Source organism: Streptomyces sp. NPDC059355 (genome assembly GCF_042752335.1).
In the GTDB taxonomy this organism is placed as follows: Bacteria; Actinomycetota; Actinomycetes; order Streptomycetales; family Streptomycetaceae; genus Streptomyces.
Window position 1 is genome coordinate 186016 of sequence record NZ_JBHYXN010000006.1, and the last position, 25435, is coordinate 211450.

The following is a 25435-nucleotide window of genomic DNA, read 5'->3' on the forward strand; positions in this document are numbered from 1 at the left end:
GGGGTAAGGCTCGTGAGGCGTACGGGTTCAGGCGGTGAAACCGAGCTCCGGTGGCAACAGGCCGGCCCCGGCCGCGGCGACGGCTTCGGCGCGGGCCGCCGGGCCGCCCGCGGACGGGGTGGCCCGCAGCGGGACGAGCGCTCCGGCCGGTCTCGCGTACCAGGCGGCCAGCGCGTTCTGCACCGCCCCGTGCCGGCTCCGCATCGGGTCCACGTCGAAGGTGAGCTCCCGCGCGTACAGCCGGACCAGCGGGTGGTACGAGAAGCGCACCCCGCTGCCCTTGACGAAGTCGGCGTCCAGCAGGTGCTGCGCGGTCAGCCGCTCCAGGGTCTCCTCCGTACGGTCGTCCGGCAGGCCGAGCGCGGCCGCGGCCACCCGTACCGGGAACGAGGCCATTTCCAGCAGGCTGAGCAGCCGGAACGCCCTGCGCTCCGGGGCGTCCAGCGCCGCGTAGCCGACCGCCAGGCTGTCGCGCACGCCGAGGTCGCCGACCGCCAGCTCGTCGAGCCTCCTGCGCTCCGACTCCAGCCGCCGGGCGAGCGTCTCCAGCCGCCAGTGCGGCCGCTCCAGCAGACGCGCGCCGACGATCCGGATGGCCAGCGGCAGCCGGCCGCAGAACCGCACCAGGTCCTGCGCGGCCCCCTCCTCGGCCGCCACCCGCTCGCGGCCGATGATCCGGGCCAGGATCTCCCGGGACTCCGCCGCGGTCAGCAGTCCGAGGCGCACGTGCCGGGTGCCGCCCAGGGTGGACAGCATCTCCAGGCTGGTCACGACGGCCGCGCAGGTCGGCGAGGCCGGCAGCAGCGGCCGTACCTGCGCCTCGTCACGCGCCCCGTCCAGCACGATCAGCACGCGCCGGTGGGAGAGCAGCCCCCGGTACAGGGCCACCCGTTCGCCGAAGTCGGCGGGCAGCGCGCCGGGGTCGACGCCCAGGGCCCGCAGCAACTCGCCGAGCACGTCCGCCGGTTCGCGGAAGGCGTCGCCGCGCTGGAGCTCGACGTACAGCTGGCCGTCGGGGAAGGCGGGGCTGACGGCGTGGGCGACGCGGACCGCCATGGTGGTCTTGCCGACGCCCGCGGCCCCGTACAGGTCGAGGGTCTGCGGGACGGTGCGCTCCGCGCCCTCCCGGGAGACGTCGCGCAGCCGCCGGATCAGGTCCGCCTCGATGCCGGGCCGGGCGAACTCCGCGAGGCGCGGCGGAAGGGTGTACGGACGTCCCCGGCGGGCGGGGACGTCGGCGACGCCGCCCGGGCGGGGGCCGGCGGGGCCGGGCCGGGCCGGCACCGGGTCCGTACCGGACCGGGTGGGCCCGGCGAGTATCCGCCGGTGCGCGGCGCGGAGTTCCTCGCCGGGCTCCACTCCGAGCTCCTCCGCCAGCAGCCGCCGGGCCTCCTGGTACGCGGCGAGGGCCTCGCCCTGGCGGCCCGCCCGGTACAGGGCCGTCATGAGCCGGCCCCACGCGCTTTCCCTGAACGGGTGTTCCGATACGAGCGCCCTGAGCCGGGGCAGTACGTCGGCGTGACGACCCACCGCCATTTCCGCGTCGGCCCAGCTTTCCGTGGCATTCAGCCAGCGTTCAAGCAGGGCCGCCCCGTCGCCCTGTTGGAGGTATTCCGAGGGGATGTCGACGAGCGGGGTCCCGTTGCCCTGCTGCATCGCCGACCGGAACAACCGGGCGCGCTCGGCCGGTTCGGTGGTGAGTTCCGCCTTCTGCAGGAAGGTATTGAAGCGGTCGAGGTCGAGCCGCTCGGCTCCGATTGCGATCGCGTAGCCGGAGGCCCGGCTGACGACCGCATCTGCGCCCAGCAGTTTGCGCAGGCGGGCGATGTACCCCTGCAGGGTCTTGCGCGCGGTCAGCGGGGGTTCCCCGCCCCACAGCTGCTGGATGAGCTCCTCCGCGGTGAGCGTGCGGGGGGCGTGCAGCAGCAGGGCCGCGAGAACGACGCGGTGCTTGGCCCGCGGAATTTCCAATAATTCTCCGTTCCGCCGTACGGTCAGCGGACCGAATACATCGAACTGGAGATCGTCCAGCATGTGATGGCCCCCGTAATGTCTCGCCCACGGGAAAATGCGGAGGGGTGGTGGCCCCTGAGGGAATTCAGGCCCGGGATTCACCCTGGGCGATGTTCACGACATCGTGCCGCGCGAGTTCCGTGAAGAGCTCGACGATGTCCTGCACCACGGATTCCTGATCGATGTCGTATTCCTGGGCGATCAGCGCGGCGATATCGCTCACGGTGCGCCTCCCGTCGATCTGACGCCAGATGTGGGCGGCGGACGCGGTCAGCTCGAAGAAGTGCTCGTACCCGCCGACCACCGTCGTACCGCGATGGTTGCGGATCTTCACGTTCAACGGGAGTGAGGCCACCGAACCGGGGCCCACCTGCGCGTTCTTGTCGAGCGGCGTCTTTTCGAGCGGCGTCTCGTCGAGCGACATCAGACCGACACCTCCATGGAGATCCGCTGGCAGACGGCGATGGTCTCCTCGACCCACTTGCGCGGGTGGTCCGGATCGAAGGAGCGCATCGTCTCGACGGCCCAGTACGCCTCGAACGGCAGCAGGGCGGGATCGAGGATCTCCATCCGCCGGGCCCGCCACTTCGGCCACAGGCTGCCGAACTGGCCCAGGCTGGCCTGGAGCGCGTCCACGGAGTGGTTGAAGGCGTTCTTCGTCGCGAGGACCGCGCTGTACAGATCGCCCCGGGCGATCTGGCCGGCCGCGTCCTCTGTGTAGCTGTCCGCCTGCTTGAGCGAGTTCACGATCAGCACCGAGCGGTGGGCCGAGGCGGCGAGCCGCTCGCGGGTGCGCTCCAGCCAGGCCCCGTCGTCGGCGGCCGCGGCGTACGGGAGCCGCTCCAGCATGGCGATCTCGTGGTAGCTCAGGGTGCGCCAGGTGCCCCGGCCGTCGGCGAACTGCTCCTGGGAGACCTTCGAGAGGACCTGCTCGATCTGGGACGCGGTCCAGTACTCGACGTCCCAGCGGCGGCCGTCGACGAACGTGCCCTCGTACCGGAGCGTGTTCGGTTCGAGCGCCACGTGGTTGGTCTCGTCGATCGTGCTGGTCCAGAGGTCGCGGGTGACGACATGGACGTCGAGGTCGCTGGTGGGGTTGCCCCAGCCTCTGATCAGAGAACCGCTGGCGAACACCGTCTCGTACGCGTCCGGGAGCAGATTGCGGCCCTTGAGCTCGGCTATTACCCCGGAGGTGTCATACGTCATGAGGCACGACCCTTCCCCGTCTCGGCTCGCCGCGACCGAGATCATCGGATGACGGCGCGCTCTGGTTCTCCTTGGATCGCCGCCACGGCGTCGGAGCGGGCGGCACGCCCCGGAAAGGTGATCTCCGACCCCGGGGACAATTTCCGGCTCACCCGAAGAATCGGCTGGCCATGCAGAAGTACTGGACTTCGGCACGGTCCAGCATATTGACAAACCTTCAGTTGAGTCCAGAACAATCTGGTGGCGTGAATTGGCCTTTACATGCAGGGGCTTACTGTCCGTAAAGAGAGCATCAGGATGCGTGTACGGCCCAGTTGAGCCACGGGATTCCACGTTGTGCGGAGGAGCCGGCAGCGGCCGCGGGACGGCGCTCCCGCACGCGGCAGCGCTCGGAGGGCACGTCCGGGGCGGGGACAAACCACCGATTCTCGCCATACGCGAGCCCGCCGCGGGCCGGTGGCGGACAAGAAATATTTGCCTTCCCGGGGTCGCGGCTGCAATCTCGCCGACCGCGAGGCCGAGGTGGAGCCGGTTCTTCGCCGGCGCAAGGGCGTGAACCGGCGTGTTGCCCTTACGTGTTGCTCACCTATCGGTATCGGACTCGGACCCGGATGCGGACCCGGACCCGGATGCGGACCCGGACTCGGACTCGGACTCGGACTCGGCGGCCGGTGAGGCGAGTTCGGCGCGGACCAGTGCGAGGAAGTCGGCCGAAGGCCGGACCTCCACCCCGCGCTCCTGCGCCAGCGCGCGGAGGTGGTCGAGGACCGCGCCGAGCGTGGGGAGGGAGCCGGGCGGGCGCAGCAGCCACAGCCGCCCCGGCGGCCGGCGCGGGAGCCCGAGGGCCGTCAGCGCCTCCTCGGCCTCCCGGTCGAGGTCGTGCAGATCGGGATCGGCGAGTGGGGCCGCCTCCACGCCGGTGATGTGCCCGTGGCCGTCCAGCCGGGTCTCCACCGCCCAGTGGGTGGACCGGTCCGGGACCCAGGTCCGGTCCGCGGGGGGCCACACGTACGGGAGGAACACCCACAGCGTGTCCTCGGGCGCGGGCTCCCAGCCGAGCACCTCCAGCTCCCGGACCTCGGGCAGCCGGTCCGGCTCCTGCTCACTGCGGCCGGTGCGGCGCAGCGCGAGCGGGTGCGGTGTTCCGTCCTCGTCCCACGAGTCCCACGAGTCCCACGAGTCCCTCGCCATGCGCGCAGGCTACCGCCGGTCGAACGGGTCGGCCTTGATCCGCCGCCCTGCGCCGCGCCGTGCCGCGCCGCGCCGCTCGCGGCATGGGCCGCCGCACGGGACGTTGCGCCTACGAGCGGCGGAAGTCCACCTCCGTCGGCGGCTCCCCCGGCCAGTTCAGCCGGGTCGGCGCGGGCGGGGTCTCGGCGAGCACGGTCCCCCGCGCGACCACGTACCGCGGCCGGACCTGGCGCCGCACCGCCTCGGCGGGGTTCTCGGCCGGCAGCAGCACGAAAGAGGCCGGGGCGCCCTCGGAGATCCCGTACTCCGCCTCCGTCAGGCCCAGCACCCGCGCCGCGCGCTCCGTCACCATCTCGAACGCCACCGGGATCTCGTCCGCCCCCGTGAGCTGGGCGGCGTACAGCCCGACGAGGGCGGTCTGCAGGGGGCTCGCGGTGCCGAGCGCGTTCCACGGGTCCATCACGTCGTCGTGGCCGAAGGCCACGTTGACCCCCGCCGCCAGCATCTCCTTGACCTGCGTGAGGCCGCGCCGCTTGGGGTAGCCGTCGAAGCGGCCCTGGAGATTGAGGTTCGCGAGGGGGTTGGAGACCAGGTTGATCCCGGAACGGGACAGCAGCCGCTGGAGTTTGAAGCTGTACGCGCCGCCGTAGGAGCCCATCGCCGTCGTGTGCGAGGCCGTCGCCCGCTCCCGCAGCCCCGAGCGCAGCGCGAGCGCGGCCAGCACCTCCACGAACCGGGACTGCTCGTCGTCGATCTCGTCGCAGTGGGCGTCCACGCGCAGCCCGTGCTCCTCGGCCACCGCGAAGGCGACGGCCAGCGACGCGACGCCGTCCTCGCGGGTGTCCTCGAAGTGCGGGATGGCCCCGACGACGTCGGCGCCCCGGGCCACCGCCTCGCGCAGCAGCGCCTCGCCGCCGGGGAAGGAGACGATGCCCTCCTGCGGGAACGCGACGATCTGCAGGGTCATGAAGTCCCGGACCCGGTCGCGGACCTCCAGCAGCGCGTCCAGCGCGGTGAGCGCCGGGTCGGTGACGTCGCAGTGCGTCCGCACGTGCAGCACGCCCTGGGCCGCCTGCCAGCGCAGCACCCGCGTGGCCCGCGCGATGACGTCCTCGCGCGTGAGGGTCCGCTTGCGCTCGCTCCAGCAGGCGATGCCCTCCCACAGCGTCCCGGAGGCGTTCGGGCGGGGCTCCCCGGCGGTCAGTGCCGTGTCCAGGTGGATGTGCGGCTCGACGAAGGGGACGCTGAGCAGCCCGCCGTGCGCCTCGATCAGCACGCCGGTGGCCGGCGGCTCCTTCTGGTCGTCGTACGGGACCACCCGCGCGATCCGCCCGTCCTCGGCGACCTCCACGTCGGACAGGCCATCGGTATGGAGCAGCCGGGCACCCCGCACGATCATCCGCATACGGCCACCCTACGACCGTGGCCCGCGGTTTCCGGGGAAACCGCGGGCCACGACGTCCTGCACCGCGTGCCTGGCTGAGCCGCGCTTGGCCTGGGCCTTCTGCTGCATGCCCCGCGTCTTCGCGGAGACGGACTGCACGTCTCTGACCGCGGCTTTCGCGCGTGCCTCGGCCGCCGTGTTCTTCGCCCGCTCCCGCTCGCGCTCCGCGGCCTGTGACGTGCCGGCACGAGCCTTCTTGGCCATGATCACTCCTCCTCGGGACACATCGGGACGCACCAGAGGGCGTACGCCCTCCACTGTCCCGCCGTTCGGAGGAGGCGGCATCCGGAGCGAGGGTCAGCCGCGCCCGCCCTTGCGGCGCTGCTGCTCGCGCATCCGGTCTTCCTGCATGGCCATCTTCTGCGCCTCGCGCACGTCCTCGACCAGCATCGCCGGCTTGCTCGGCATCCCGGAGTCAGACGACCGACGGTCCTCGTGAGTCTGTTCCTTGCGCTGCTTCGCCATGATCACTCCTCACTGGAACTGGAATACGGCTGGGTGGGACCCCGCCCACGCTGCCCCCTTCCGCCCGCCACGACCATTCGACAGCGCCAATCGGGTTACATGGGGGTATGACTGACAACACGGCCGTGCCCGATTGGGAGAAGCGCTTCCGGACGCCGCGCGTCGGGCTGCCCGACTGGGCCGAGGACGCTCCGGACCGCTCGCTCTTCGTATCGAACGCCACCGGGACGTACGAGCTCTACGCCTGGGACCGGGCCACCGGCAGCCAGCGGCAGGCCACCGACCGGCCCAACGGGACCACCGACGGGACCCTCTCCCCCGACGGGGAGTGGATCTGGTGGTTCTCCGACACCGACGGCGACGAGTTCGGCACCTGGGTGCGCCAGCCCTTCGCGGGCGGCCCCGACGAACCGGCCACCCCCGGGCTGGAGCCCTCGTACCCCGCCGGTCTCGCCATCGGCCGGGACGGGACCTCCGTCGTCGGCCGGTCCACCGACGAGGACGGCACCACCATCCACGTCGTGCGGCCGGACGCCGCCGAGCCCGTGGTGATCTACCGGCACCGGGAGTCGGCCGGCGTCGGCGACCTCTCCCACGACGGCACCCTGATCGCGATCGAGCACACCGAGCACGGGGACGCCATGCACTCGGCGCTGCGCGTGGTCGGCCTCGACGGGGCCGCCGTCGCCGAGCTCGACGACTCCCGGGGCGGGACGGTGGAGCTGGGCCTGGAGGTGCTCGGCTTCGCGCCGGTCGCCGGGGACACCCGGCTGCTGGTCGGCCACCAGCGGCGCGGCCGCTGGGAACCGATGGTGTGGGACGTGGCCACCGGGGCCGAGCAGGACCTGGCGATCGAGCTGCCGGGCGACGTCAGCGCCGAGTGGTATCCGGACGGCTCCGCGCTGCTGATCGCGCACGGCTTCGAGGCGCGCAGCGAGCTCTGGCGCTACGACCTGGCCGCGCGGGAGCTCGTCAGGGTGCAGACCCCGCCCGGCACGGTCTCGGGCGCGACGGCCCGGCCCGACGGCACCGTGGAGTACCAGTGGTCCTCGGCGGCGGAGCCCTCCGCCGTACGGTCCACCGCGGGCGGGACCGTCGTGGACCCTCCCGGGTTCCGGCCGCCCGGCTCGGTGCCGGTGGAGGACGTGTGGGTGGAGGGCCCCGGCGGGCGGATCCACGCGCTGGCGCAGCGGCCCGTGGGCCGCGGCGACGGGCCCTTCCCGACGATCTTCGAGGTGCACGGCGGCCCGACCTGGCACGACAGCGACGCCTTCGCGGCCACCCCGGCGGCCTGGCTGGACCACGGTTTCGCGGTGGTCCGGGTCAACTACCGGGGCTCGACCGGGTACGGCCGCGAGTGGACCGACGCCCTCAAGCACCGTGTCGGCCTGATCGAGCTGGAGGACATCGCGGCCGTCCGGGAGTGGGCGGTGGCCTCCGGCCTCGCCGACCCGGCGCGCCTCGTGCTCTCCGGCGGTTCCTGGGGCGGGTACCTGGCCCTGCTGGGCCTCGGCACGCAGCCCGAGGCCTGGGCCGTGGGCCTGGCCGCCGTACCCGTCGCGGACTACGTGACGGCGTACCACGACGAGATGGAGGCGCTGAAGTCCCTGGACCGCACCCTCTTCGGCGGTACGCCGGAGGAGGTCCCGGACCGCTTCGCGGCGTCCTCCCCGCTCACGTACGTGGACGCGGTGAAGGCCCCCGTCCACATCGCGGCCGGCCTCAACGACCCGCGCTGCCCGATCCGGCAGATCGAGAACTACGTGGAGCGGCTTGCGGCGCGCGGTGCGGTGCACGAGGTGTACCGGTACGACGCCGGACACGGCTCGCTCGTCGTGGAGGAGCGGATCAGGCAGGTCCGGATGGAGCTGGAGTTCGTGCAGAAGCACCTGCCGCGGTAGGCCCCTCGGCCGCCCCTGCCCCGGTGATCCGGTGCACCCCCCGTACGGTGGTGGGGTGCACCGGTTTCTCCTGACCCCGCGCTGGTGGGGGATCAACGTCTTCGTCGCGCTCGCCGTTCCCGTCTGCCTGTTCATGGGGACCTGGCAGCTCGGCCGGTTCGAGGACCGCGTCGACAGCCACAAGGAGGCGACCGCCGGACGACCCGCCTCCGAGGCCGCCGCGCCGCTGGAGTCGCTGCTCCCGGTGGACAAGGAGACCTCCGGACGCCTCGCCTCCGCCTCCGGCGAGTACGCCGAGCAGCTGCTCGTCCCCGAGCGGCGGCTCGACGGCAGGACCGGTTTCTACGTCCTGACCCTGCTCAGGACCGACTCCGGCAAGGCCGTCCCCGTGGTCCGGGGCTGGCTGCCGGGCACCGCCGACGCGGCGAAGGCCCCGGTGGCGCCGACCGGGCGGGTCGAGGTGACGGGCGCGCTCCAGGCATCGGAGAGCGCCACCAGCAAGGGCGTGTACGCCGAGGGCGGGCTGCCGGCCGGGCAGCTCGGGGTGATCGGGGCGGCCTCGCTGGTCAACCTCGTGCCGTACGAGCTCTACGACGCCTGGCTGACGGTGCAGACCCCGGCGGACGGACTGACCCCGGTGCCCGCGCAGGCGCCGAGCAACACCGGGCTGGACCTGAAGGCCTTCCAGAACCTCGGCTACACCGGCGAGTGGTTCGTCTTCGCCGCGTTCGTGCTGTTCATGTGGTTCCGGCTCTACCGCCGCGAGGTGGAGACCCTGCGCGATGCCGAGGCGGGGCTGCTGCCGGAGACCGCCGACCGGTCGCCGGAGCCCGCCGCCGCGGCCCCGGGCACCGACCCGGCCCCGGGCACTGCCACGGCCCCCGCCACGACCGGCGCTACGGCTTCGGCGCGTCCAGCGGAATGACGCCCGTCCGGTAGACCGTTCCCCCGCAGGCCGCGGGGATCGTCGCCTGCGTGGTCGGCGCACCCGGCAGCGCCGTGTGCGGGGTGTGCGTCACCTCCACCCCGGCCGGCTCCGGGGCCTTGGCACCCGTGTCCGGCTCCTGGCCCGTGGCGTGGGCCGCCGCGCCCTGCCCGCCGTCCGGGGCGCTGACCGGGGGCTTGGTCACCGGATCGGGCGTGGCCGCCGGGCAGGACTGCGCGGAGGGCACCCAGGCGAAGCGCACCTCGTACGCCGTGTACGGCTGGAGCAGCAGCAGCGGCGTCTCCGCCGAGGGGTCGGGGAGGCCGGCCGCCGGGTCCCCCGCCGTGTGGCCGACCACGGTGACCCCCGAGGCCTGGCCGGGCGCCGACACCGAGGCCGCCGTCACGGTGTCCGGGCCGACGACCGTGCAGCCGCGCGCCGAGACGTTGGTGACCTTGAAACTGCCGTACACCTTGCCGTCGGCCTCCGGGGCCCTGGCGCTGCCCTGCACCCCGAGCTGCTCCGCGCTGCACCCGGGCAGGCCGGGCGCCGCGCCCACCGGGGGCTGCGGGCCGGTGCCGGCCGAGGCACCCGCCGCGGCGCCCGCGGTGTCCGGGCCGGCCGTACCGCCGCCGGTCGGGGCCCCGCCCTCCTGCGGGTCGGGCCGCGCGCCGCCGCCGGTCTCCGCGTCCTTGCCGGCGGCCTTGCCGGGCTGGGGCCGCGCGCCCGCGCCGTCCTGGTGCGGATCGGAGGTGCCGCCGCCGGCCGCCGTCCCCGGCTGCTCGCCGTGCCCGGCCATCGCGGAGCGGTCGGCGGCGGAGCCCTCGCCGCCGGTGATGTGCAGGTGCAGGGCCGCCGGGACGGCCGTCCCGGCGAGCAGCACGGCCGCAACCGCCCCGATGACGGCCTGCCGCTTGCGGGTCCGGCGTACGGGGACCGCGTACTGCAGCCGCTCCAGCGCCCCCGCGGAGGGCTCCAGGCCCTCGACGGCTCCGCGCAGCAGGCTCCGCAGCGCCTGTTCCTCGCCCGCCCCGTCCGGCGGGGTGTGGTCGTCCATCATGACTGCGCAGCCTCCATCGCCACCCGCAGCGCGGCAATGCCCCGCGATCCGTACGCCTTGACCGAGCCGAGCGAGACGCCGAGCGTCTCGGCGACCTGGGCCTCCGTCATGTCCGCGAAGTACCGCAGCACCAGCACCTCGCGCTGACGCCGCTGGAGCCCGCGCATCGCCTTGATGAGATCGTCCCGTTCCAGCTGGTCGTACGCGCCCTCTTCGGCACTGGCCATGTCCGGCATCGGCTTGGAGAGCAGCTTGAGGCCGAGGATGCGGCGGCGCAGCGCGGAGCGCGAGAGGTTGACGACGGTCTGGCGCAGATACGCCAGTGTCTTGTCCCGATCGCGAACCCGGTTGCGCGCCGAGTGGACCCGGATGAACGCCTCCTGGACGACGTCCTCGCAGGAGGCGGTGTCGTCGAGGAGCAGCGCCGCCAGACCGAGCAGCGAGCGGTAGTGGGCCTGGTAGGTCTCGGTGAGGTGGTCGACCGTGGTGCCGGCGACGACGACCGGCTCGGCGGCAGCGGCAGCGGGCGCGGCACCGGTGGACTGGGCGGTCGCCTCCTCCCCGTTCCCCGCGGCCTCCGCGCTATCGCGGGGCGCGGGCACGCGGCCGCCCCGGGTCGGTACGGCGGAGGGCACGGTGATCGGCGCTGCGCCCGCCGGAACGGGAACGATCACGGGGAACCCGCCGGCCGCGGGCGTGCGGGAAGGCCGGCGCGGCACACCGAGTGTGCTGCGCGCCGGAACGACGGCGAAGTCGAGAAGTGCCTCTGCCACGCCAGTTGGACACGCGTCCCCCCACCAGGGTTGTACGCGTGAGGCCGCCTCACCAGCAAAATCCCCATAGCCCTCATGCGCACCCGCTCTTCCTGATTGCCCCGCCCGTCCAGGCGGCAGTCAGGCCATCACCTTGATCAAGGGATCAGCTCTGATCCTACAAAGTGAATTACGCGAATTCACCAGCGATCAGTTCCGCGATCTGAGTGGCGTTCAGGGCGGCCCCGTTGCGGAGATTGTCCGCGCACACGAAGAACTCCAGCGAGCGCGGATCGTCGAGCGAGGCCCGCATCCGCCCCACCCACGCCGGATCCGTCCCCGCGGCGTCCACCGGAGTCGGGAACTCCCCGGCCGCCGGGTCGTCCACCACGACCACGCCGGGCGCGGCCTCCAGGATCTCCCGGGCGTGCGCGGCGTCCACCTCGGCCTCGAACCGTGCCCGTACGCTCAGCGAATGGCCGGTCAGCACGGGCACCTGTACGCAGGTCACCGCCACCGGGAGCGCGTCCAGGTGCAGGACCCGGCGGGTCTGCGCCCGTACGGCCAGCTCGTGCGAGGACCAGCCGCCCTCGCGCAGTTCGCCGGACCACGGCACGACGTTGAGGGCGAGCGGGGCCGCGAAGGGGCCGGCGTCCTCGCCGACGGCGCGGCGCACGTCCCCGGTCTGCTCGCCCAGCGAGGTCCCGGCGACCAGCGACAGCTGGCGGCGCAGGGTGTCGGAGCCGGCCCGCCCGGCCGCGCTCGCGGCCTGGTACGAGGAGACGGTCAGATCGGCCAGTCCGTACTCGGCGTGCAGCGCGCCCAGGGCCGCGATCATCGCGGCGGTTACGCAGTCCGGGCTCGCGACGATCCCGCGCGGCCGCATCCGTACGGCCTGCGCGTTGACCTCGGGCACCACCAGCGGCACCTCGGGGTCCTCGCGGAAGGCCGCGGACTGGTCGACGGCGACGGCCCCGCGCGTGACGACGACCGGAGCCCAGCGGGCCGAGATCTCGGCCGGGGTCAGGAACAGCACCACATCGCCCTGCCCGATGCCCTCGAAGGCGTCCTCGGTGAGGGCGAGCACCTCGCTCTCCTGCCCGCGCACGGCCAGCACGCGGCCGGCCGAGCGCCCGGAGGCGATCAGGCGTATCTCGCCCCAGACGTCCGCACGCTGGGACAGGATCTGGAGCACGACGGAGCCGACTGCTCCGGTCGCCCCGACCACGGCGAGCGCCGGAGCCGGGGTCGACCGGGTCTCCGTCATCGTCCGGTGCCTCCGTAGACCACGGCCTCGTCGCTGTCGGAGTCGAGGCCGAAGGCCGTGTGCACGGCGCGGACGGCCTCGTTGACGTCGTCCTGGCGGGTCACGACCGAGATGCGGATCTCGGAGGTCGAGATCAGCTCGATGTTGACGCCCGCGTCGGACAGCGCCTGGAAGAAGGAGGCGGTGACGCCCGGGTTCGTCTTCATGCCCGCGCCGACCAGGGAGATCTTGCCGATCTGGTCGTCGTAGCGCAGGGACTCGAAGCCGATGGCGCCCTTGGCCTTCTCCAGCGCGTCGATGGCCTTGTGGCCCTCGGTCTTGGGGAGGGTGAAGGAGATGTCCGTCAGGCCCGTGGACGCGGCGGACACGTTCTGCACGATCATGTCGATGTTGATCTCGGCGTCCGCGATGGCGCGGAAGATCGCCGCGGCCTCGCCCGGCTTGTCCGGTACGCCGACGACCGTGATCTTGGCTTCGGAGACGTCGTGAGCGACTCCGGAGATGATGGCGTGCTCCACCTTCGCGTCCCCTTGCGGATTCTCGTTGCTGACCCAGGTGCCCGGCAGTCCCGAGAAGGACGAGCGGACGTGGATCGGGATGTTGTATCGGCGTGCGTACTCGACACAGCGGTGCAGCAGCACCTTGGAACCGGAGGCGGCGAGCTCCAGCATGTCCTCGGAGGAGATCCAGTCGATCTTCCGGGCCTTCTTCACGACGCGGGGGTCCGCGGTGAAGACGCCGTCGACATCGGTGTAGATCTCGCAGACCTCGGCGTCCAGCGCCGCGGCGAGCGCGACGGCGGTCGTGTCCGAGCCGCCGCGGCCGAGGGTGGTGATGTCCTTGCTGTCCGCCGACACGCCCTGGAAGCCGGCGACGATGGCGATGTTGCCCTCGTCCAGCGCGGTACGGATGCGGCCCGGCGTGACATCGATGATGCGCGCTTTGTTGTGGACCGAGTCGGTGATGACGCCTGCCTGGCTGCCGGTGAACGACTGGGCCTCGTGGCCCAGGTTTTTGATCGCCATGGCCAGCAGGGCCATGGCGATCCGCTCTCCGGCGGTCAGCAGCATGTCGAATTCACGCCCGGCAGGCATCGGGGATACCTGTTCGGCGAGATCGATCAGCTCGTCCGTCGTGTCGCCCATCGCGGAAACCACGACGACCACCTGGTGGCCGTTCTTCTTGGCATCCACGATCCGCTTGGCGACGCGCTTGATGCCCTCGGCATCGGCTACGGAGGAGCCTCCGTACTTCTGCACGACAAGGCCCACGTGCGCTCCTCGCTCAATCCAGTACTGCGGTCGCGGGCCAGTCTAACGAGCGACCGCGATGCGGCCGACGCGTACCACATCATGAGACATTCGGTTCACCCCGTGATCATGTCGGGGGCGCCGCCGCATGGCCGGTGGGCCCGTCCGGCGTAAAGTGATCTGCGGCATGCCACGCAAGGGTTCTCCTGCCCGTCCACCCTGTCCCGGTTCTCTTTCCGACAGGAGGAAAGAAGAGGAAAGAAGATGAACCGCACGCGTCGCATCACGCTCCTGGCCACCCTGCTGGCCTCTTCCGTGGCCCTCGCCCCGGCCGCGGCCGCCCTGGGGACCACGGCGGGAACGGCCGCCGCGCCCAGCGGCGGCCGGTGCACCCTCCAGAAGAGCGGGGGCAAATCGGACAGCCACGCCCGCTACACGCTCACGGGCTCCGGGTTCAGCGGGACCGGCAAGGTCACCGTCACGTCCGACACCGGCCAGAGCAGGACGGCCGGGGTCTCGAAGTCGGGGAACTTCCGAGCCAAGAACCTGCCGTACGGCCAGTACAGCGCCGCCCCGGGCCAGGGTGCCGCGGTGAAGTGCACCTCACCGGCGAAGCCGGCCGGCGACACGGGCACCGACACGGGCAAGGCCAAGACGCCCGAGGAGCAGTACGCCGCGGGCCGCAAGGCCGGATTCGACTCGACGAAGGCCAGCTGCGAGACCAAGCCGAAGGCACCCGGCCTGGCCGCGGTCGACCCGAACTACGAGAAGGGCTACAACGACGGCTCTGCGGAGGCCCTCAAGGCCTTCTGCGGGACCGGGACGAAGCCGCAGGACCCCAACACGCCGGCGGCGCAGATCGCCTCGGTGACCGCCGTGGCCACGCCGATCAGCGGCTCGGTGAAATGCGACCCGCCCACGACGATCACCTTCAACGGGACCCTCACGTCCACGGGTCCGGGGCAGGTCATCTACCGGTGGACCCGGAGCGACGGCGCCATCGGACAGCCCGAGATCGTCAACTTCGACGCCGCGGGAGCCAAGTCGGTCACCACCACGTGGTCCAGGGGACCCCACCCGGCCGGCACCGTCGTGGACGGCTGGGAGAAGATCGAGATCCTGAAGCCCAACGTCCTCATGAAGTCCAACGAGGCGGCGTTCAAGCTGACGTGCTCCTGAGTCGCCCCGAGCCCCCGCAACACACCTGAGCGGTCCGCCCGCCACCTCAGCCGGGCGGGCCGCTCGGCCGTTCGCTACGCCCCGCCGACCGGCCGGCCGGCCGTGGCCCGGCCGATGGTGCCGAGCTCCTCGGCCATCACCCGCCCGGCCTGCTCGGCCAGCTCCTCCTCGGCCAGGTCCTCGTCGGTGTCCAGGCCGTCCAGGGCCTCCAGCGGCTGATCCAGCCGTACGTGGGCCACCAGCGACTGCAGGGCGCGCAGGGTCGCCGAGGCCGTCGGACCCCAGTTGGTGAAGTACGAGAACTGCCACCACCACAGCGCCTCGGTGGTCCGGCCCTCCCGGTAGTGGGCCAGCCCGTGCCGCAGGTCCGCCACCACGTCGGCCAGGTCGTCGGAGATCCGGTGCGCGACCGGGGCCTTGCGCGGCTCGTAGGGGTCGAAGACCTCCGAGTACACGTCGACCGGCTCCAGCATGTACGCGAACCGCTCGCGCAGCTCGTCCACGTCCGGCTCCGGGCCGAGGTCGGGCTCGTAGCGCTCGTCGGGCAGGACGTCCTGGTACGCGCCCAGCCGGCCGCCCGCCAGCAGCAGCTGGGACACCTCCAGGAGGAGGAAGGGCACCGCGCTGTCCGGGTCCTCGCCCTTGGCCACCTCGGTGACCGCGACGATGAAGGACTCGATCTGGTCCGCGATCTGGACGGCGAAGTCGTCCGGATCCTGGCCCAGGGCGTGCAGCGTTGCGTCAGACATCGAGAAGTCGCCTTCCTTCAAAGGCCCGCCCGAGCGTGACCTCGTCCGCGTACTCCAGATCTCCCCCGACGGGGAGCCCGCTGGCCAGACGGGTGACCTTCAGGCCCATGGGCTTGATCATGCGGGCGAGGTACGTGGCGGTCGCCTCGCCCTCCAGGTTCGGGTCGGTGGCGAGGATCAGCTCGGTCACCTCGCCGTCCGCGAGGCGCGCCAGCAGCTCGCGGATGCGCAGGTCGTCCGGGCCGACGCCCTCGATCGGGCTGATGGCGCCGCCGAGGACGTGGTACCGGCCCCGGAACTCGCGGGTCCGCTCGATCGCGACGACGTCCTTCGACTCCTCCACCACACAGATGACCGTGGTGTCGCGGCGCGGGTCGCGGCAGATGTTGCACCGCTCCTCCTGCGCCACGTTCCCGCACACCGCGCAGAACCGGACCTTGTCCTTGACCTCCAGCAGCGTGTGCGCGAGGCGGCGGACGTCGGTGGGCTCGGCCTGCAGGATGTGGAAGGCGATCCGCTGCGCGCTCTTGGGCCCGACGCCGGGCAGCCTGCCCAGTTCGTCGATCAGGTCCTGGACCACGCCTTCGTACACGGACTGCCTTCTTTCGATCGTGGATGTGGGGGTTGAGGGGTCAGAACGGGAGGCCGGGGATGCCGCTGCCGCCGCCCAGGCCCTGGGCGAGCGGGCCGAGCTTCTCCTGCTGGAGCGCCTGGGCGTTCTCGTTGGCAGCCTGGACCGCCGCGACGACCAGGTCGGCGAGGGTCTCGGTATCGGCCGGGTCCACCGCCTTCGGATCGATCACCAGCGCACGCAGCTCACCGGAACCGGTGACGGTCGCCTTCACGAGGCCGCCGCCGGCCTGGCCCTCGACCTCGGCCTGCGCGAGTGCCTCCTGGGCCGCGGCGAGGTCCTGCTGCATCTTCTGGGCCTGCTGGAGCAGCTGCTGCATGTTGGGCTGGCCACCACCGGGAATCACAGGTCACTCACTCCGTTGCGTCGGTCCAAGACTGGGGCAGCTTGGTCAATCCGAGCCTACGTGCTCCCCGCGCGGCGCGCTCTACGCCGTCAGGACCAACTCTTTCGAGTGAGAGACGGGGCGTGCGCGTACCTGATGGAGACCTCCTTGCGGGCGGAAAACCGGGGATTCTCCGCCCATCGGCCGCCATTCGAAGGTAGGAAGAGCATGCGCATCATTGCGCACACGCGCACCACCACACGTCAGCGCAGGCAGAGGGAGTGCCGGGTGAGCCAGCCGGAGATGCAGCCCGAGGGGCCACCCCGGGATCCCCGGGAACCCCGGGAGGAGGGCAGCGGACCGATGGCGGCGGGCGATCTGACCGGCGGACCGTTCCCCCTCGGGGACTGGGGCGAGCCGGCCGAGCGGCTGGACGAGCTCTACCGGCGGGTCGAGGCCGATGCGCTGCGCACCGCGGAGTGGTACCTGTCCGACCGGGCGTGGAAGCGCCGGGGCGCGCGGGTGCTGCGGGTCGGCGCGGCGGCGGGGGCGGTGGCCGGGGCCGCGATCCCGCTGCTGGAGCTGACGGGCTCGGCGCCCGGCGTGGCCCCGTACGGCTACCTCTCGCTGATGCTGGCCGCGGCCTGCCTGGCCTGCGACCGGTTCTTCGGGCTGACCTCGGGCTGGATGCGGGACGTGGCGACGGCGCAGGCGGTGCAGCGCCGTCTGCAGACCCTGCAGTTCGACTGGGCCTCGGAGAACGTACGGGAGGTCCTGGGGCCCACGGAGGGCACGGCGAGCGAGGCGGCGGACCGCTGTCTGACCGTGCTGCGCCGCTTCTCGGAGGACGTGACGGAGCTGGTGCGGTCCGAGACGGCGGAGTGGATGGTGGAGTTCTCCTCGGGACCGGCGCCGCTGGTGATGCAGTCGCTCGGCGCCCCGTCCTCCCGGGCCGAGGCGGGCCTGCCCCCGGCCCGTTTCCCCCTCCCCCCGGGAACCCGCCCCAACATGCCCCGCCAGCGCCCGCCGGAGCAGCCCCGCTGAATCCGTTCCGCCGGTGTGCGAGGGGTCGGGGGGCGAGGGGTCGGGGGGCGAGCCCCCGACCCGGCGCCGGTCAGCTGAAGATGATCATCGAGCCTTGGCCGAGGCTCCGCGTCGCCGCCGCGTGCAGCCCCAGCCACACGTGCCGCTCCCGCGCGAAGGGGCTCTCGTCGTACGGAATCGGCCCGGCCGGCTCCTCCAGGGACGTGGGCCGCCCCGGCGCCAGCGGCGCCAACGGCGGATTCCCCGGGTCGATCCCGATCGCCGGCGCCACCACCGTCAGCTCGCGAAGCAGCCCCTGCGCCGACCCCAGCGGGCCGCCCCCGGCCAGCAGCTCCTCGTTGGCCAGCGGAGCCGCGAAGTCCACCGGGACGTACGCCCCGGCGTGGTCGTAGTGCCACACCAGGTGCGACTGCTGCGCCGTCGGCTCGAACATCTCCAGCAGCTGCTCGTAGTCGCCGCCCAGCTCGTCCACCGGTGTCACCGGCAGCCCGCAGATCTGCAGCAGGTACGCCCGCCGCAGGAAGTGCAGGGCGTCGTAGTCGAAGCCGGCGACGGGGGCCACGTCCCCGCTCAGGCCCGGCATGTACGCGAACACGGGCACCGACGGGAGGCCCGCCTCGCCCAGCGCCTTGTCGTACGAGGCGATCTCTTCCGCGAACGGGTTGTCGGGGCTGTGGCACAGCACGTCGACAAGGGGGACCAGCCACAGGTCACAGGCCAACGCGGGCTCCGATCAGTCGATGCCGCCGATCCGGTCAGCGTAGTGCGCCGAACACCCTCCGCGAAGGGCTGCGCAGAACCTGGGGCGGAACCCTTGGCGCACCGGGGGCTGAACCCGCGGCCGAACCCGGTCCCCATCAGGCGGAACCCGCGCCGGAGCCGCCCGCTGGGTGCCTGGTCCGGCCTGACCCGCACGACACCCCTAGACCTGCCCCGGACCCACCCTCCAGACCCAGACGTCCTCGACCTTCTCCGGCTGCCGCCCGAGCAGCTCGCTGATCATGTCCCGCAGCTCCACTCCCCGGTCCTGGAACGGCAGCACGACCGCGCCGGCCTTCCAGAACTCCAGGTCCCGCCGTGCCTGCTCCCGCCACTGCGGGGTGATCTCCGGAGGCTGCTGCCCGTACCGGACGTCCCGCAGGAGGTTCGAGAGGTGGCGCGGGGTGGCCCCGTAGATGCCGATCCGGTCGGGTCCCCAGGGGCCGTTGAAGTAGCCCCCGGCCAGCCGGAAGCCGAAGTCCGCCTCGACCTGCCAGTGCAGCGCGTCCGCCTGTCCCGGGTCCGGCAGCGGTACCGGAACGAGTGCTTCCCCGTCCTTGACGTAGCCCTTCCAGGCCCCCGAGGTGATGAACGCCGGCACCGGCGCCCGCTCCCGTACGGCCAGCGGCAGCGGCAGCACCGGAATCAGCGCCGCCGCCACCGTGAGGAGGCCGAGCGTGCGCAGCTCGCGCGTGCGCGTCCGTACGATCCGGTCCAGCGCGAGCGCGAGCAGCACGCCCAGTACGGGGGCGCACACCATCGCCACGCGCCCCTCGATCACCGACTCGAACAGCGGCAGCTTCACCATCAGCCGCCAGGGCCCTGGCAGCACGACGTCCGTACGCGGGACGGGCACCCAGGGGCCGAGGGACAGCGCCAGCGCCACGGCACCGGTGATCGCGAGCGCTCGGACGACCCTGCGGCGCCACATCCACACGCACACGGCCACGCCGAGCGCGAGCAGCGGCCAGCCGTAGAAGGCGTTCTGCTCGGTGGTGTTCAGGGAGAGCCGCCCGGCCGTCTCGGCGTCGCCGAAGAGCGAGCGGGCCGCGTACTCGACCAGGGCGCGCGGGCTGTTGCCCGCGTTGTCCCCGTGGAGCACCGAGTGGTAGCTCTGCGGGCCGAAGAACTGCCAGTACAGCGGGAAGATCAGCAGCGGTGCGCAGACGCCCGCGGCGATGACCAGGCCGAGGCCCAGCGGCCGTGCGGCCGCGAGCGCGCGCCGCCGGTCGACCAGCAGGTACGCCGACGAGAAGATCAGCATGCCGAGCGCGGCGATGAGCAGCGGCTCCTCGCCGAGGAAGATCTGGTACGTGGCGAACAGGCCGAGCAGGACCCCGTCGCGGACCACGTTCCTGCCCTCGCACAGGCGCAGGGCCCGGTCGATGATCAGCGGGAGCATGAAGAGGACGACGAAGTTCGGGTGGCCGTTGGCGTGCGAGACCATCGGCGGCGCGAACGCGGCGAGCGCGCCGCCCGCGGCGGCGGCCCAGCGGCTCTGTACGAGGCGGCGGCGGATCAGCCAGTACCAGGTCCAGGCGCTGGCGGCCATGCCGAGCGTGAGGACCAGCGCGAAGGTGACCGTCTCGCCGAACAGGAGCGTGACCGGGATCAGCGGGACGGTCAGGCCGAGCATGGTGGCGTTGGCCATCAGGTTCACGCCGTCGGGCATGCCCTGGGCCAGTGTGAAGAGCGGATTGCGCAGGTGGACGATGTTGTCGGTGGCGACGCCGACGAACCACTCCCACTGGTTCTGGTCCTGGAGCGCGTCCTTGAGGTAGCGGCCGTCGAGGTCCGCCCACAGGCCGTGGAAGACGTACACGGAGAGGGCGATGAAGACGGCGGCGACGGCGATGCCGCCGGAGTTCAGCCGGAAGAGCTCCTTCAGCGCGCGGCGCCGGGCGCCTGCGGGTGTGGCGGCGGCTGCGGCTGTGGCAGCGCCTGCGGTCCGGCGGGGGCCGGCGGCCGGCTTCGGGGTGCGGCGGACGGGTACCTCGGCCACGTGCCAGCCCTGGCGGCGCACCCAGCGCAGCACCTCGGCGTCGATGGCCGGGCCGTCGAGGACGGAGGCGCCGAAGGCGGCGCGCGCCCGGTCCCCGTCGAAGAGGGCGAAGCCGCAGGTGTCGGCGCGGAAGCCCGGTATCCCGGGGATGCCCAGGGCGCGGACCAGGCGGTTTCCCGTCCGGCCGAGGGCTGCGGCCGGGGCCGGGTCCTCCTGGTTCCCGTGGTTCCCGCGGTCCCCCTGGCCCCCGCGGTTCCCCTCGCCGAGTGCCTGCTCCAGGCGGTCCAGCTCGGCCGGCGGGGTGTTGAGCCCGGCGTCGGCCAGCAGCACCCGCTCCCCGGCGGAGGCGAGGACTCCGGCGCGCAGCGCGGCGCCCCGGCCGCGGTGGTCCTCGGAGCGGATCAGCCGGATCCGGGGCTCGTCGGCGGCCGCGGCCTCGACGAGGCCGGCGGTGGCGTCGGTGGAGGCGTCGTCGACGACGACGAGCTCCCAGTCGCCGGGGCCGCTGCCGAGGCGGGCGTCCAGGTGGGCGCGGAAGGCGTCGAGGGCCGGGCCGATCCGGTGCGCGTCCTCGTGGGCGGGAATGACGACGGAGAGCCCGACGGCGCCCAGCCAGGCGGGGGCCGCGGACGGTTCGCCGGCGGCCCTCTCGCCGGTCGCTTCGGTCTCGCCGGCCGCGGTCGTGTCGGTCATGCGCCGACCGCCTTGAGGCCCGCGGCCCAGTCCAGCCCGTGCTGGTTGTACGCGTACACGAGGCTCCGCACCTCGTCGGCGTCGGCCCGGGTCACCGCGTCCACCAGCTCGTTGTGGCCCGACCACAGTCCGGTGTGCAGATCCGCCGCGGCCTTCAGGTGAGGTACGGCGAAGACCCAGCACTGCACCCGGATGCGGTGCAGGAAATCCGAGATGTACGTATTGCCGACCAGCCCGCTCAGCTCCCTCCAGAAGCGCAGGTCGTAGCCGATCAGCACTTCGAGGGAACCGCTCTGCGCGGCCCTGCACGCCTCCTCGGCACGACGGCGCACCGACACCAGCATTTCGCCGGAGCCGGGCGCGGTGCCACGCTCGACGAGCCGCCGGAAGATCCCGTCCACTATGAGCGTACGGGCCTCGATCATGCCCCGGTAGTCGTCCACGGAGAAGACGCGCACGCGAAAGCCCCGGTGCTGGACCGATTCCAGCAGCCCCTGGGCCGAGAGGTCGACCAGCGCCTCGCGTACGGGCGTCGCGGAGACCTCGTACTGCTCGGCGATCTGCTTGACCGTGAACTCGGTGCCCGGTGGCAGGCGTCCCGCCAGCACCTCGTCGCGCAGCGCGTCTGCGATCTGCTGGCGAAGTGTGTTGCGGGTGACAGCGCCGCTGCCTGGCATAGGGGTCCGTCTCCTCGGTAGAACTTTCGGACACCTTAGGCCAGGCAGCGAGGCCGAAACCGATCGAACGCCGGTGGTGTGCGTCTCGCGCGCCCCCGGTCAGGCGGAGGTGGTGTGCCGGTCCGCGACCGTCAGCGCCTCGTCCAGCAGGGCCAGGCCTTCCTTGGCCTCCGCCTCCGTGATGGTGCACGGCGGCACGACGTGCGTCCGGTTCATGTTCACGAAGGGCCACAGGCCGGAGGACTTGCAGGCCGCCGCGAATTCGGCCATCGGCGCGTTGTCGGCCCCTGCCGCGTTGTACGGGACGAGCGGCTCGCGCGTCTCCTTGTCCCGTACGAGCTCCAGCGCCCAGAACGCGCCGAGGCCCCGGACCTCGCCGACCGACGGGTGCCGCTCGGCGATCTCGGCGAGCGCCGGGCCGATGACGTTCGCGCCGAGGTGGGCGGCGTGCTCGACGACGCCCTCCTCCTCCATGGCGTTGATCGTCGCCACGGCGGCGGCGCAGGCCAGGGGGTGGCCGGAGTACGTCAGGCCGCCGGGGTAGGGGCGGGTGGCGAAGGTCTCGGCGATGGCGCCGGAGATGGCGACGCCGCCGAGCGGCACGTACCCGCTGTTCACGCCCTTGGCGAAGGTGATCAGGTCGGGGGTGACGTCCCAGTGCTGGGCGGCGAACCACTTGCCGGTGCGGCCGAAGCCGGACATGACCTCGTCGAGGATGAAGACGATGCCGTGGCGGTCGCAGAGCTCGCGTACGCCCGCGAGGTAGCCGGCCGGCGGGGTCATGATCCCGGCGGTGCCGGGCACGCTCTCCAGGATGATCGCGGCGATGGTCGCCGGGCCCTCGAAGGCGATGGTGTCGGCGAGGTGCGCGAGTGCGCGCTCGCACTCCTCGGCCTCCGTGGTGGCGTGGAACGGCGAGCGGTAGAGGAACGGCCCCCAGAAGTGCACGACCCCGGCGGCGGCCGTGTCGGAGGGCCAGCGGCGCGGGTCGCCGGTCAGGTTGATCGCGGCGGCGGTGGCCCCGTGGTACGAGCGGTAGGTGGAGAGAACCTTCTGCCGGCCCGTGTGCAGACGGGCCATGCGGACGGCGTTCTCGACGGCCTCGGCGCCGCCGTTGGTGAAGAAGACCTTGTCCAGGTCGCCCGGGGTCCGCTCGGCGATGAGGCGTGCGGCCTCGGAGCGGACGTCGACGGCGAAGCCGGGCGCGAGGGTGCAGAGCCGGGCGGCCTGCTCCTGGATGGCGGCGACGACCTTGGGGTGCTGGTGGCCGATGTTGGTGTTCACCAGCTGGGAGGAGAAGTCGAGGTAGCGGTTGCCGTCGTAGTCCCAGAAGTACGACCCCTCGGCCCCGGCGACGGCGAGCGGGTCGATCAGGGCCTGGGCGGACCAGGAGTGGAAGACATGGGCGCGGTCGGCGGCCTTGACGGAGGCGCCGGTGGCCGCGATGTCTGCGGGGTTGCCCGTGGTGACGTGAGGGGTCATGCGGCCACGCTAAAAGTGCGCAGGTGGGAAGGGATATCGGCGGACTGTCTGCGGGTGGGGGCCGGGTCTCGGCAGTCTGTCGGCACAGAAGGGGGAAGAAGGCAATTGACAGCACACTGTCGAAGTGACAGTCTGCTGTCATCTCGATGGAAGAGGCGATGAAGATGACGACGACCGGGGCGACGACCACTCCCTCCGCTCCCTCCGCTACCGCTGCTCCCTCCGCTCCCACCACCCGGCCGGTGCACCTCGCGGTGTACGACACGTACGCGGACTGGGAGACCGGCCACACCACCGCGCACCTGACCCAGCGCGGCCTCCAGGTCCGTACGGTCGGCTTCGCCGCCGGGGCGCCCGTCACCACCATGGGCGGCGTGCGCATCCAGCCCGACCTGGCCCTCGCGGACCTCTCGCCCGAGGACTCCTCCCTCCTCATCCTGACCGGCGCCTCGCTGTGGGACTCCGGCGAGGAGCTGGCCCCCTTCGCGGCGAAGGCGCGGGAGTTCCTGGCGGCCGGGGTACCCGTCGCGGCGATCTGCGGAGCCACGGCCGGCCTGGCCCGGGAAGGCCTGCTCGACGCGCACGCCCACACCAGCGCGGCCGCCGCGTACCTGGCCCAGCAGCCGGGCTACGCGGGCACCGGGCGGTACGTCGAGGCCGACGCGGTGACGGACGGCGACCTGATCACGGCGGGCCCGACGGAGCCGGTCGCCTTCGCCCGGGAGGTCTTCGCCCGGCTGGACGTCTACGGGCCGGAGGTGCTCGACGCCTGGTACCGGCTGTTCCACGACTCGGACGCGAGCGCGTTCCCGGTGCTGATGGCGGCGGCGGAGCGCGGCGATGCCTGAGGTCTCCGCTTCGTCGGCACGGGCCCGGCAGGACCTGCTGAGCCGCACCGCGCTGGGGGTGTTCGGCCTGAACGGCCGGTTCCTCGCGATCTCCGAGGAGCTGGCCGGGCCGGCCGGGCTGACCGCCGCCTGGTGGCAGGTGCTGGGGGCCGTACTCCGGGAGCCGCTGCCGGTGGCGGGGATCGCCCGGGCCATGGGCATCACGCGGCAGAGCGTCCAGCGCATCGCGGACCTGCTGGTGGGGAAGGGCCTCGCGGAGTACGTCCCGAACCCGGCCCACCGGCGCGCGAAGCTGCTGCGCCCGACGGAGGAGGGACGTGCCGCCGTCGCCCGCATCACCCCGGCCCACGCCGTCCTGGCGACCCGCCTCGCGGAGCAACTGGGCGAGGCGGGCTTCAGGGAGACGGTCGAGGTCCTGGACCGGCTCACGAAGGCGCTGGACACGCTGCTGGCCGAGGGATCCGGCGCCTCCGACGCCTGAGGCGCCGGGGCGGGGGCAGGGGGGCGGGGGCAGGGGGGCAGGGGGGCAGGGGGCAGGGGCGGACGCCGCGGCCGGGGATGCGGGAGCCGGGGCGGGGGATGCCTCGGCCGGGGCTGTGCGCGCCGCCCGGTGGAACCGCTCACGTCCCCTGGCCGAGCCGGTGGCAGACTGCCCCCGTGTTCCCGCAACTCCTCACAGCCACCGGCGTCCTGGCACTGCTGACCCTCGTCCCCGGCCCCGACATGGCCGTCGTGACGAAGCTCGCGGTCTCCCGCGGCCGGGCCGACGGGCTGCGCACCGTCGGCGGGATCGCCGCCGGACTGCTCCTGTGGGGCGTCGTCACCGTCGCCGGACTGGCCGCGCTGCTCGCCGCCTCGGCCGAGGTGTACCTGGCGGTGAAGCTCGCGGGCGCCGCGTACCTCTGCTTCCTCGGCATCCGGTCCCTGCGCCGGCCCGGCGCCGAGCCGCCCGCCGTACGCGGCCCGGCGCCGGCCGGACACGGCTCCGCGGGCAGCGCCTGGCGGACCGGCCTGGTCGGCAACGCCCTCAACCCGAAGATCGCCGTCTTCTACACCGGCCTGCTGCCAGCCCTCGCACCTCCGGGCCTGCGCCCGGCCGTCGGCATGGCGCTGCTCGTCCTGATCCACCTCGCCCTGACGGCGCTCTGGCTGGGCACGTACGTGTACGTCCTCTCGCGCGCCCGGCGCTTCTTCGCCCGCCCCCGCGTCCGCCGCGCCCTGGACCGCACGACGGGCGTGGTCCTCATCGCCTTCGGTGTTCGCGTGGCGACGACGCCGTAGCCCCGTACGCCCATCCCTGCGCCGGCCGGTCCGGCTCCTCCCCGACGGCGACGCGGGACGGTGGGGTTCTCGCCCCGATGTGCGCTGCCCGTACGGTCGTTGGGCCGGTCGCCGGGGTCTTTCCGGGAACCTGGTCCACCGTCCCGGGGATACATCCCGAGGACTGATCGACCGCTTCGGGCGTGGCTCTCAGGTCGGCCCTGTCATACCTGAGAGCTACCTGGAAAGGCCGCTCTGCAGCGGGACGCCGACGATGCCCCTCAATTCCTAACTTCGAGACCAGAGATGACG

At 72.8% G+C, this 25435-nt stretch carries 25 protein-coding genes; 7 read left to right on the forward strand and 18 right to left on the reverse strand.

What is annotated here, in order from left to right:
• Positions 1-27: 27 nt before the first annotated feature.
• The 7 genes from ACFXGI_RS08575 to ACFXGI_RS08605 all read right to left on the reverse strand — a co-directional run bounded on the left by ACFXGI_RS08575 (position 28) and on the right by ACFXGI_RS08605 (position 6319).
• Complete coding sequence (locus tag ACFXGI_RS08575; RefSeq protein ID WP_384704704.1) at positions 28-2034, reverse strand: BTAD domain-containing putative transcriptional regulator; 2007 nt, start codon at positions 2032-2034, stop codon at positions 28-30.
• Positions 2035-2098: 64 nt separating this feature from the next.
• Positions 2099-2437, reverse strand: coding sequence for a PqqD family protein (locus ACFXGI_RS08580; protein ID WP_384704705.1), 339 nt, complete (start codon positions 2435-2437; stop codon positions 2099-2101).
• Positions 2437-3219 carry a hypothetical protein gene (locus tag ACFXGI_RS08585; RefSeq protein WP_384704706.1) on the reverse strand — a complete coding sequence of 261 codons (783 nt, stop codon included), beginning with the start codon at positions 3217-3219 and terminating at the stop codon, positions 2437-2439. The genes ACFXGI_RS08580 and ACFXGI_RS08585 overlap by 1 nt, the downstream gene beginning before the upstream one ends.
• 582 nt (positions 3220-3801) lie before the next feature.
• Positions 3802-4410, reverse strand: coding sequence for a DUF5956 family protein (locus ACFXGI_RS08590; RefSeq protein WP_384704707.1), 609 nt, complete (start codon positions 4408-4410; stop codon positions 3802-3804).
• 109 nt (positions 4411-4519) lie between these two features.
• Complete coding sequence (gene codA, locus ACFXGI_RS08595) at positions 4520-5815, reverse strand: cytosine deaminase (RefSeq protein WP_384704708.1); 1296 nt, start codon at positions 5813-5815, stop codon at positions 4520-4522.
• A 9-nt stretch (positions 5816-5824) separates the two neighbouring features.
• On the reverse strand, positions 5825-6058 hold the full coding sequence (locus tag ACFXGI_RS08600; RefSeq protein WP_384704709.1) for a hypothetical protein: 234 nt from the start codon (positions 6056-6058) through the stop codon (positions 5825-5827).
• 93 nt (positions 6059-6151) lie between these two features.
• A complete protein-coding gene (locus ACFXGI_RS08605; RefSeq protein WP_384704710.1) occupies positions 6152-6319 on the reverse strand; it encodes a hypothetical protein in 168 nt (55 codons plus the stop codon).
• A 107-nt stretch (positions 6320-6426) separates the two neighbouring features.
• Here ACFXGI_RS08605 and ACFXGI_RS08610 point away from each other — a divergent pair, with 107 nt between their 5' ends.
• Together ACFXGI_RS08610 and ACFXGI_RS08615 are read left to right on the forward strand one after the other, a co-directional pair.
• Positions 6427-8220 carry a prolyl oligopeptidase family serine peptidase gene (locus ACFXGI_RS08610; RefSeq protein WP_384704711.1) on the forward strand — a complete coding sequence of 598 codons (1794 nt, stop codon included), beginning with the start codon at positions 6427-6429 and terminating at the stop codon, positions 8218-8220.
• A 55-nt stretch (positions 8221-8275) separates the two neighbouring features.
• Positions 8276-9145, forward strand: a complete 870-nt coding sequence (locus ACFXGI_RS08615; RefSeq protein ID WP_384704712.1) for an SURF1 family protein — start codon at positions 8276-8278, stop codon at positions 9143-9145.
• Here ACFXGI_RS08615 and ACFXGI_RS08620 read toward each other — a convergent pair.
• From ACFXGI_RS08620 to ACFXGI_RS08635, 4 genes are all read right to left on the reverse strand, one after another.
• Positions 9117-10205 carry a hypothetical protein gene (locus ACFXGI_RS08620; RefSeq protein ID WP_384704713.1) on the reverse strand — a complete coding sequence of 363 codons (1089 nt, stop codon included), beginning with the start codon at positions 10203-10205 and terminating at the stop codon, positions 9117-9119. The two genes, ACFXGI_RS08615 and ACFXGI_RS08620, sit on opposite strands and share 29 nt — an antisense overlap.
• Positions 10202-10978 carry a SigE family RNA polymerase sigma factor gene (locus tag ACFXGI_RS08625; RefSeq protein WP_384704714.1) on the reverse strand — a complete coding sequence of 259 codons (777 nt, stop codon included), beginning with the start codon at positions 10976-10978 and terminating at the stop codon, positions 10202-10204. Before ACFXGI_RS08625 ends, ACFXGI_RS08620 begins: the two co-directional genes overlap by 4 nt.
• 169 nt (positions 10979-11147) lie before the next feature.
• Positions 11148-12224 (reverse strand): aspartate-semialdehyde dehydrogenase, encoded by a 1077-nt coding sequence (locus ACFXGI_RS08630; RefSeq protein WP_384704715.1) that lies wholly within the window; start codon positions 12222-12224, stop codon positions 11148-11150.
• Positions 12221-13495, reverse strand: a complete 1275-nt coding sequence (locus ACFXGI_RS08635; protein ID WP_384704716.1) for an aspartate kinase — start codon at positions 13493-13495, stop codon at positions 12221-12223. Before ACFXGI_RS08635 ends, ACFXGI_RS08630 begins: the two co-directional genes overlap by 4 nt.
• A 243-nt stretch (positions 13496-13738) precedes the next feature.
• On the opposite strand from ACFXGI_RS08635, the gene ACFXGI_RS08640 reads away from it, so the two are divergent.
• On the forward strand, positions 13739-14653 hold the full coding sequence (locus tag ACFXGI_RS08640; RefSeq protein ID WP_384704717.1) for a hypothetical protein: 915 nt from the start codon (positions 13739-13741) through the stop codon (positions 14651-14653).
• Between the two features lie 74 nt (positions 14654-14727).
• Here ACFXGI_RS08640 and ACFXGI_RS08645 read toward each other — a convergent pair whose 3' ends face one another.
• From ACFXGI_RS08645 to ACFXGI_RS08655, 3 genes are read right to left on the reverse strand one after another with little or no spacing between them, the layout of a single operon-like run.
• Positions 14728-15402 (reverse strand): DUF5063 domain-containing protein, encoded by a 675-nt coding sequence (locus ACFXGI_RS08645; RefSeq protein ID WP_384704718.1) that lies wholly within the window; start codon positions 15400-15402, stop codon positions 14728-14730.
• Positions 15395-15994 (reverse strand): recombination mediator RecR, encoded by a 600-nt coding sequence (gene recR / locus ACFXGI_RS08650; protein WP_384704719.1) that lies wholly within the window; start codon positions 15992-15994, stop codon positions 15395-15397. The genes ACFXGI_RS08645 and recR overlap by 8 nt, the downstream gene beginning before the upstream one ends.
• Positions 15995-16034: 40 nt before the next feature.
• Positions 16035-16379: a YbaB/EbfC family nucleoid-associated protein gene (locus ACFXGI_RS08655; RefSeq protein WP_078621772.1), complete on the reverse strand. Its 345-nt coding sequence runs from the start codon at positions 16377-16379 to the stop codon at positions 16035-16037.
• Between the two features lie 267 nt (positions 16380-16646).
• Here ACFXGI_RS08655 and ACFXGI_RS08660 point away from each other — a divergent pair, with 267 nt between their 5' ends.
• On the forward strand, positions 16647-17402 hold the full coding sequence (locus ACFXGI_RS08660; RefSeq protein WP_384704720.1) for an SLATT domain-containing protein: 756 nt from the start codon (positions 16647-16649) through the stop codon (positions 17400-17402).
• 70 nt (positions 17403-17472) lie between these two features.
• Here the strand turns inward: ACFXGI_RS08660 and ACFXGI_RS08665 are convergent, their stop codons facing one another.
• From ACFXGI_RS08665 to ACFXGI_RS08680, 4 genes are all read right to left on the reverse strand, one after another.
• Entirely contained in the window at positions 17473-18123 is a 651-nt protein-coding gene (locus ACFXGI_RS08665; RefSeq protein WP_030866298.1) for a hypothetical protein, read from the reverse strand.
• A gap of 201 nt (positions 18124-18324) precedes the next feature.
• Positions 18325-20856: a glycosyltransferase gene (locus ACFXGI_RS08670; protein ID WP_384704721.1), complete on the reverse strand. Its 2532-nt coding sequence runs from the start codon at positions 20854-20856 to the stop codon at positions 18325-18327.
• A complete protein-coding gene (locus ACFXGI_RS08675) occupies positions 20853-21533 on the reverse strand; it encodes a GntR family transcriptional regulator (protein WP_384704722.1) in 681 nt (226 codons plus the stop codon). Before ACFXGI_RS08675 ends, ACFXGI_RS08670 begins: the two co-directional genes overlap by 4 nt.
• Positions 21534-21632: 99 nt before the next feature.
• Complete coding sequence (locus ACFXGI_RS08680; RefSeq protein WP_384704723.1) at positions 21633-23015, reverse strand: aspartate aminotransferase family protein; 1383 nt, start codon at positions 23013-23015, stop codon at positions 21633-21635.
• 164 nt (positions 23016-23179) lie between these two features.
• Between ACFXGI_RS08680 and ACFXGI_RS08685 the strand changes: the two genes are divergently transcribed.
• The 3 genes from ACFXGI_RS08685 (at position 23180) to ACFXGI_RS08695 (ending at position 25144) form a co-directional block, all read left to right on the forward strand.
• Positions 23180-23863 carry a DJ-1/PfpI family protein gene (locus ACFXGI_RS08685; RefSeq protein ID WP_384704753.1) on the forward strand — a complete coding sequence of 228 codons (684 nt, stop codon included), beginning with the start codon at positions 23180-23182 and terminating at the stop codon, positions 23861-23863.
• On the forward strand, positions 23856-24344 hold the full coding sequence (locus ACFXGI_RS08690) for a MarR family winged helix-turn-helix transcriptional regulator (protein ID WP_384704724.1): 489 nt from the start codon (positions 23856-23858) through the stop codon (positions 24342-24344). The genes ACFXGI_RS08685 and ACFXGI_RS08690 overlap by 8 nt, the downstream gene beginning before the upstream one ends.
• A 176-nt stretch (positions 24345-24520) precedes the next feature.
• The gene (locus tag ACFXGI_RS08695) at positions 24521-25144 is read left to right on the forward strand and encodes a LysE family translocator (protein ID WP_384704725.1); all 624 of its coding nucleotides are present in this window, start codon (positions 24521-24523) and stop codon (positions 25142-25144) included.
• Positions 25145-25435 lie beyond the last annotated feature (291 nt).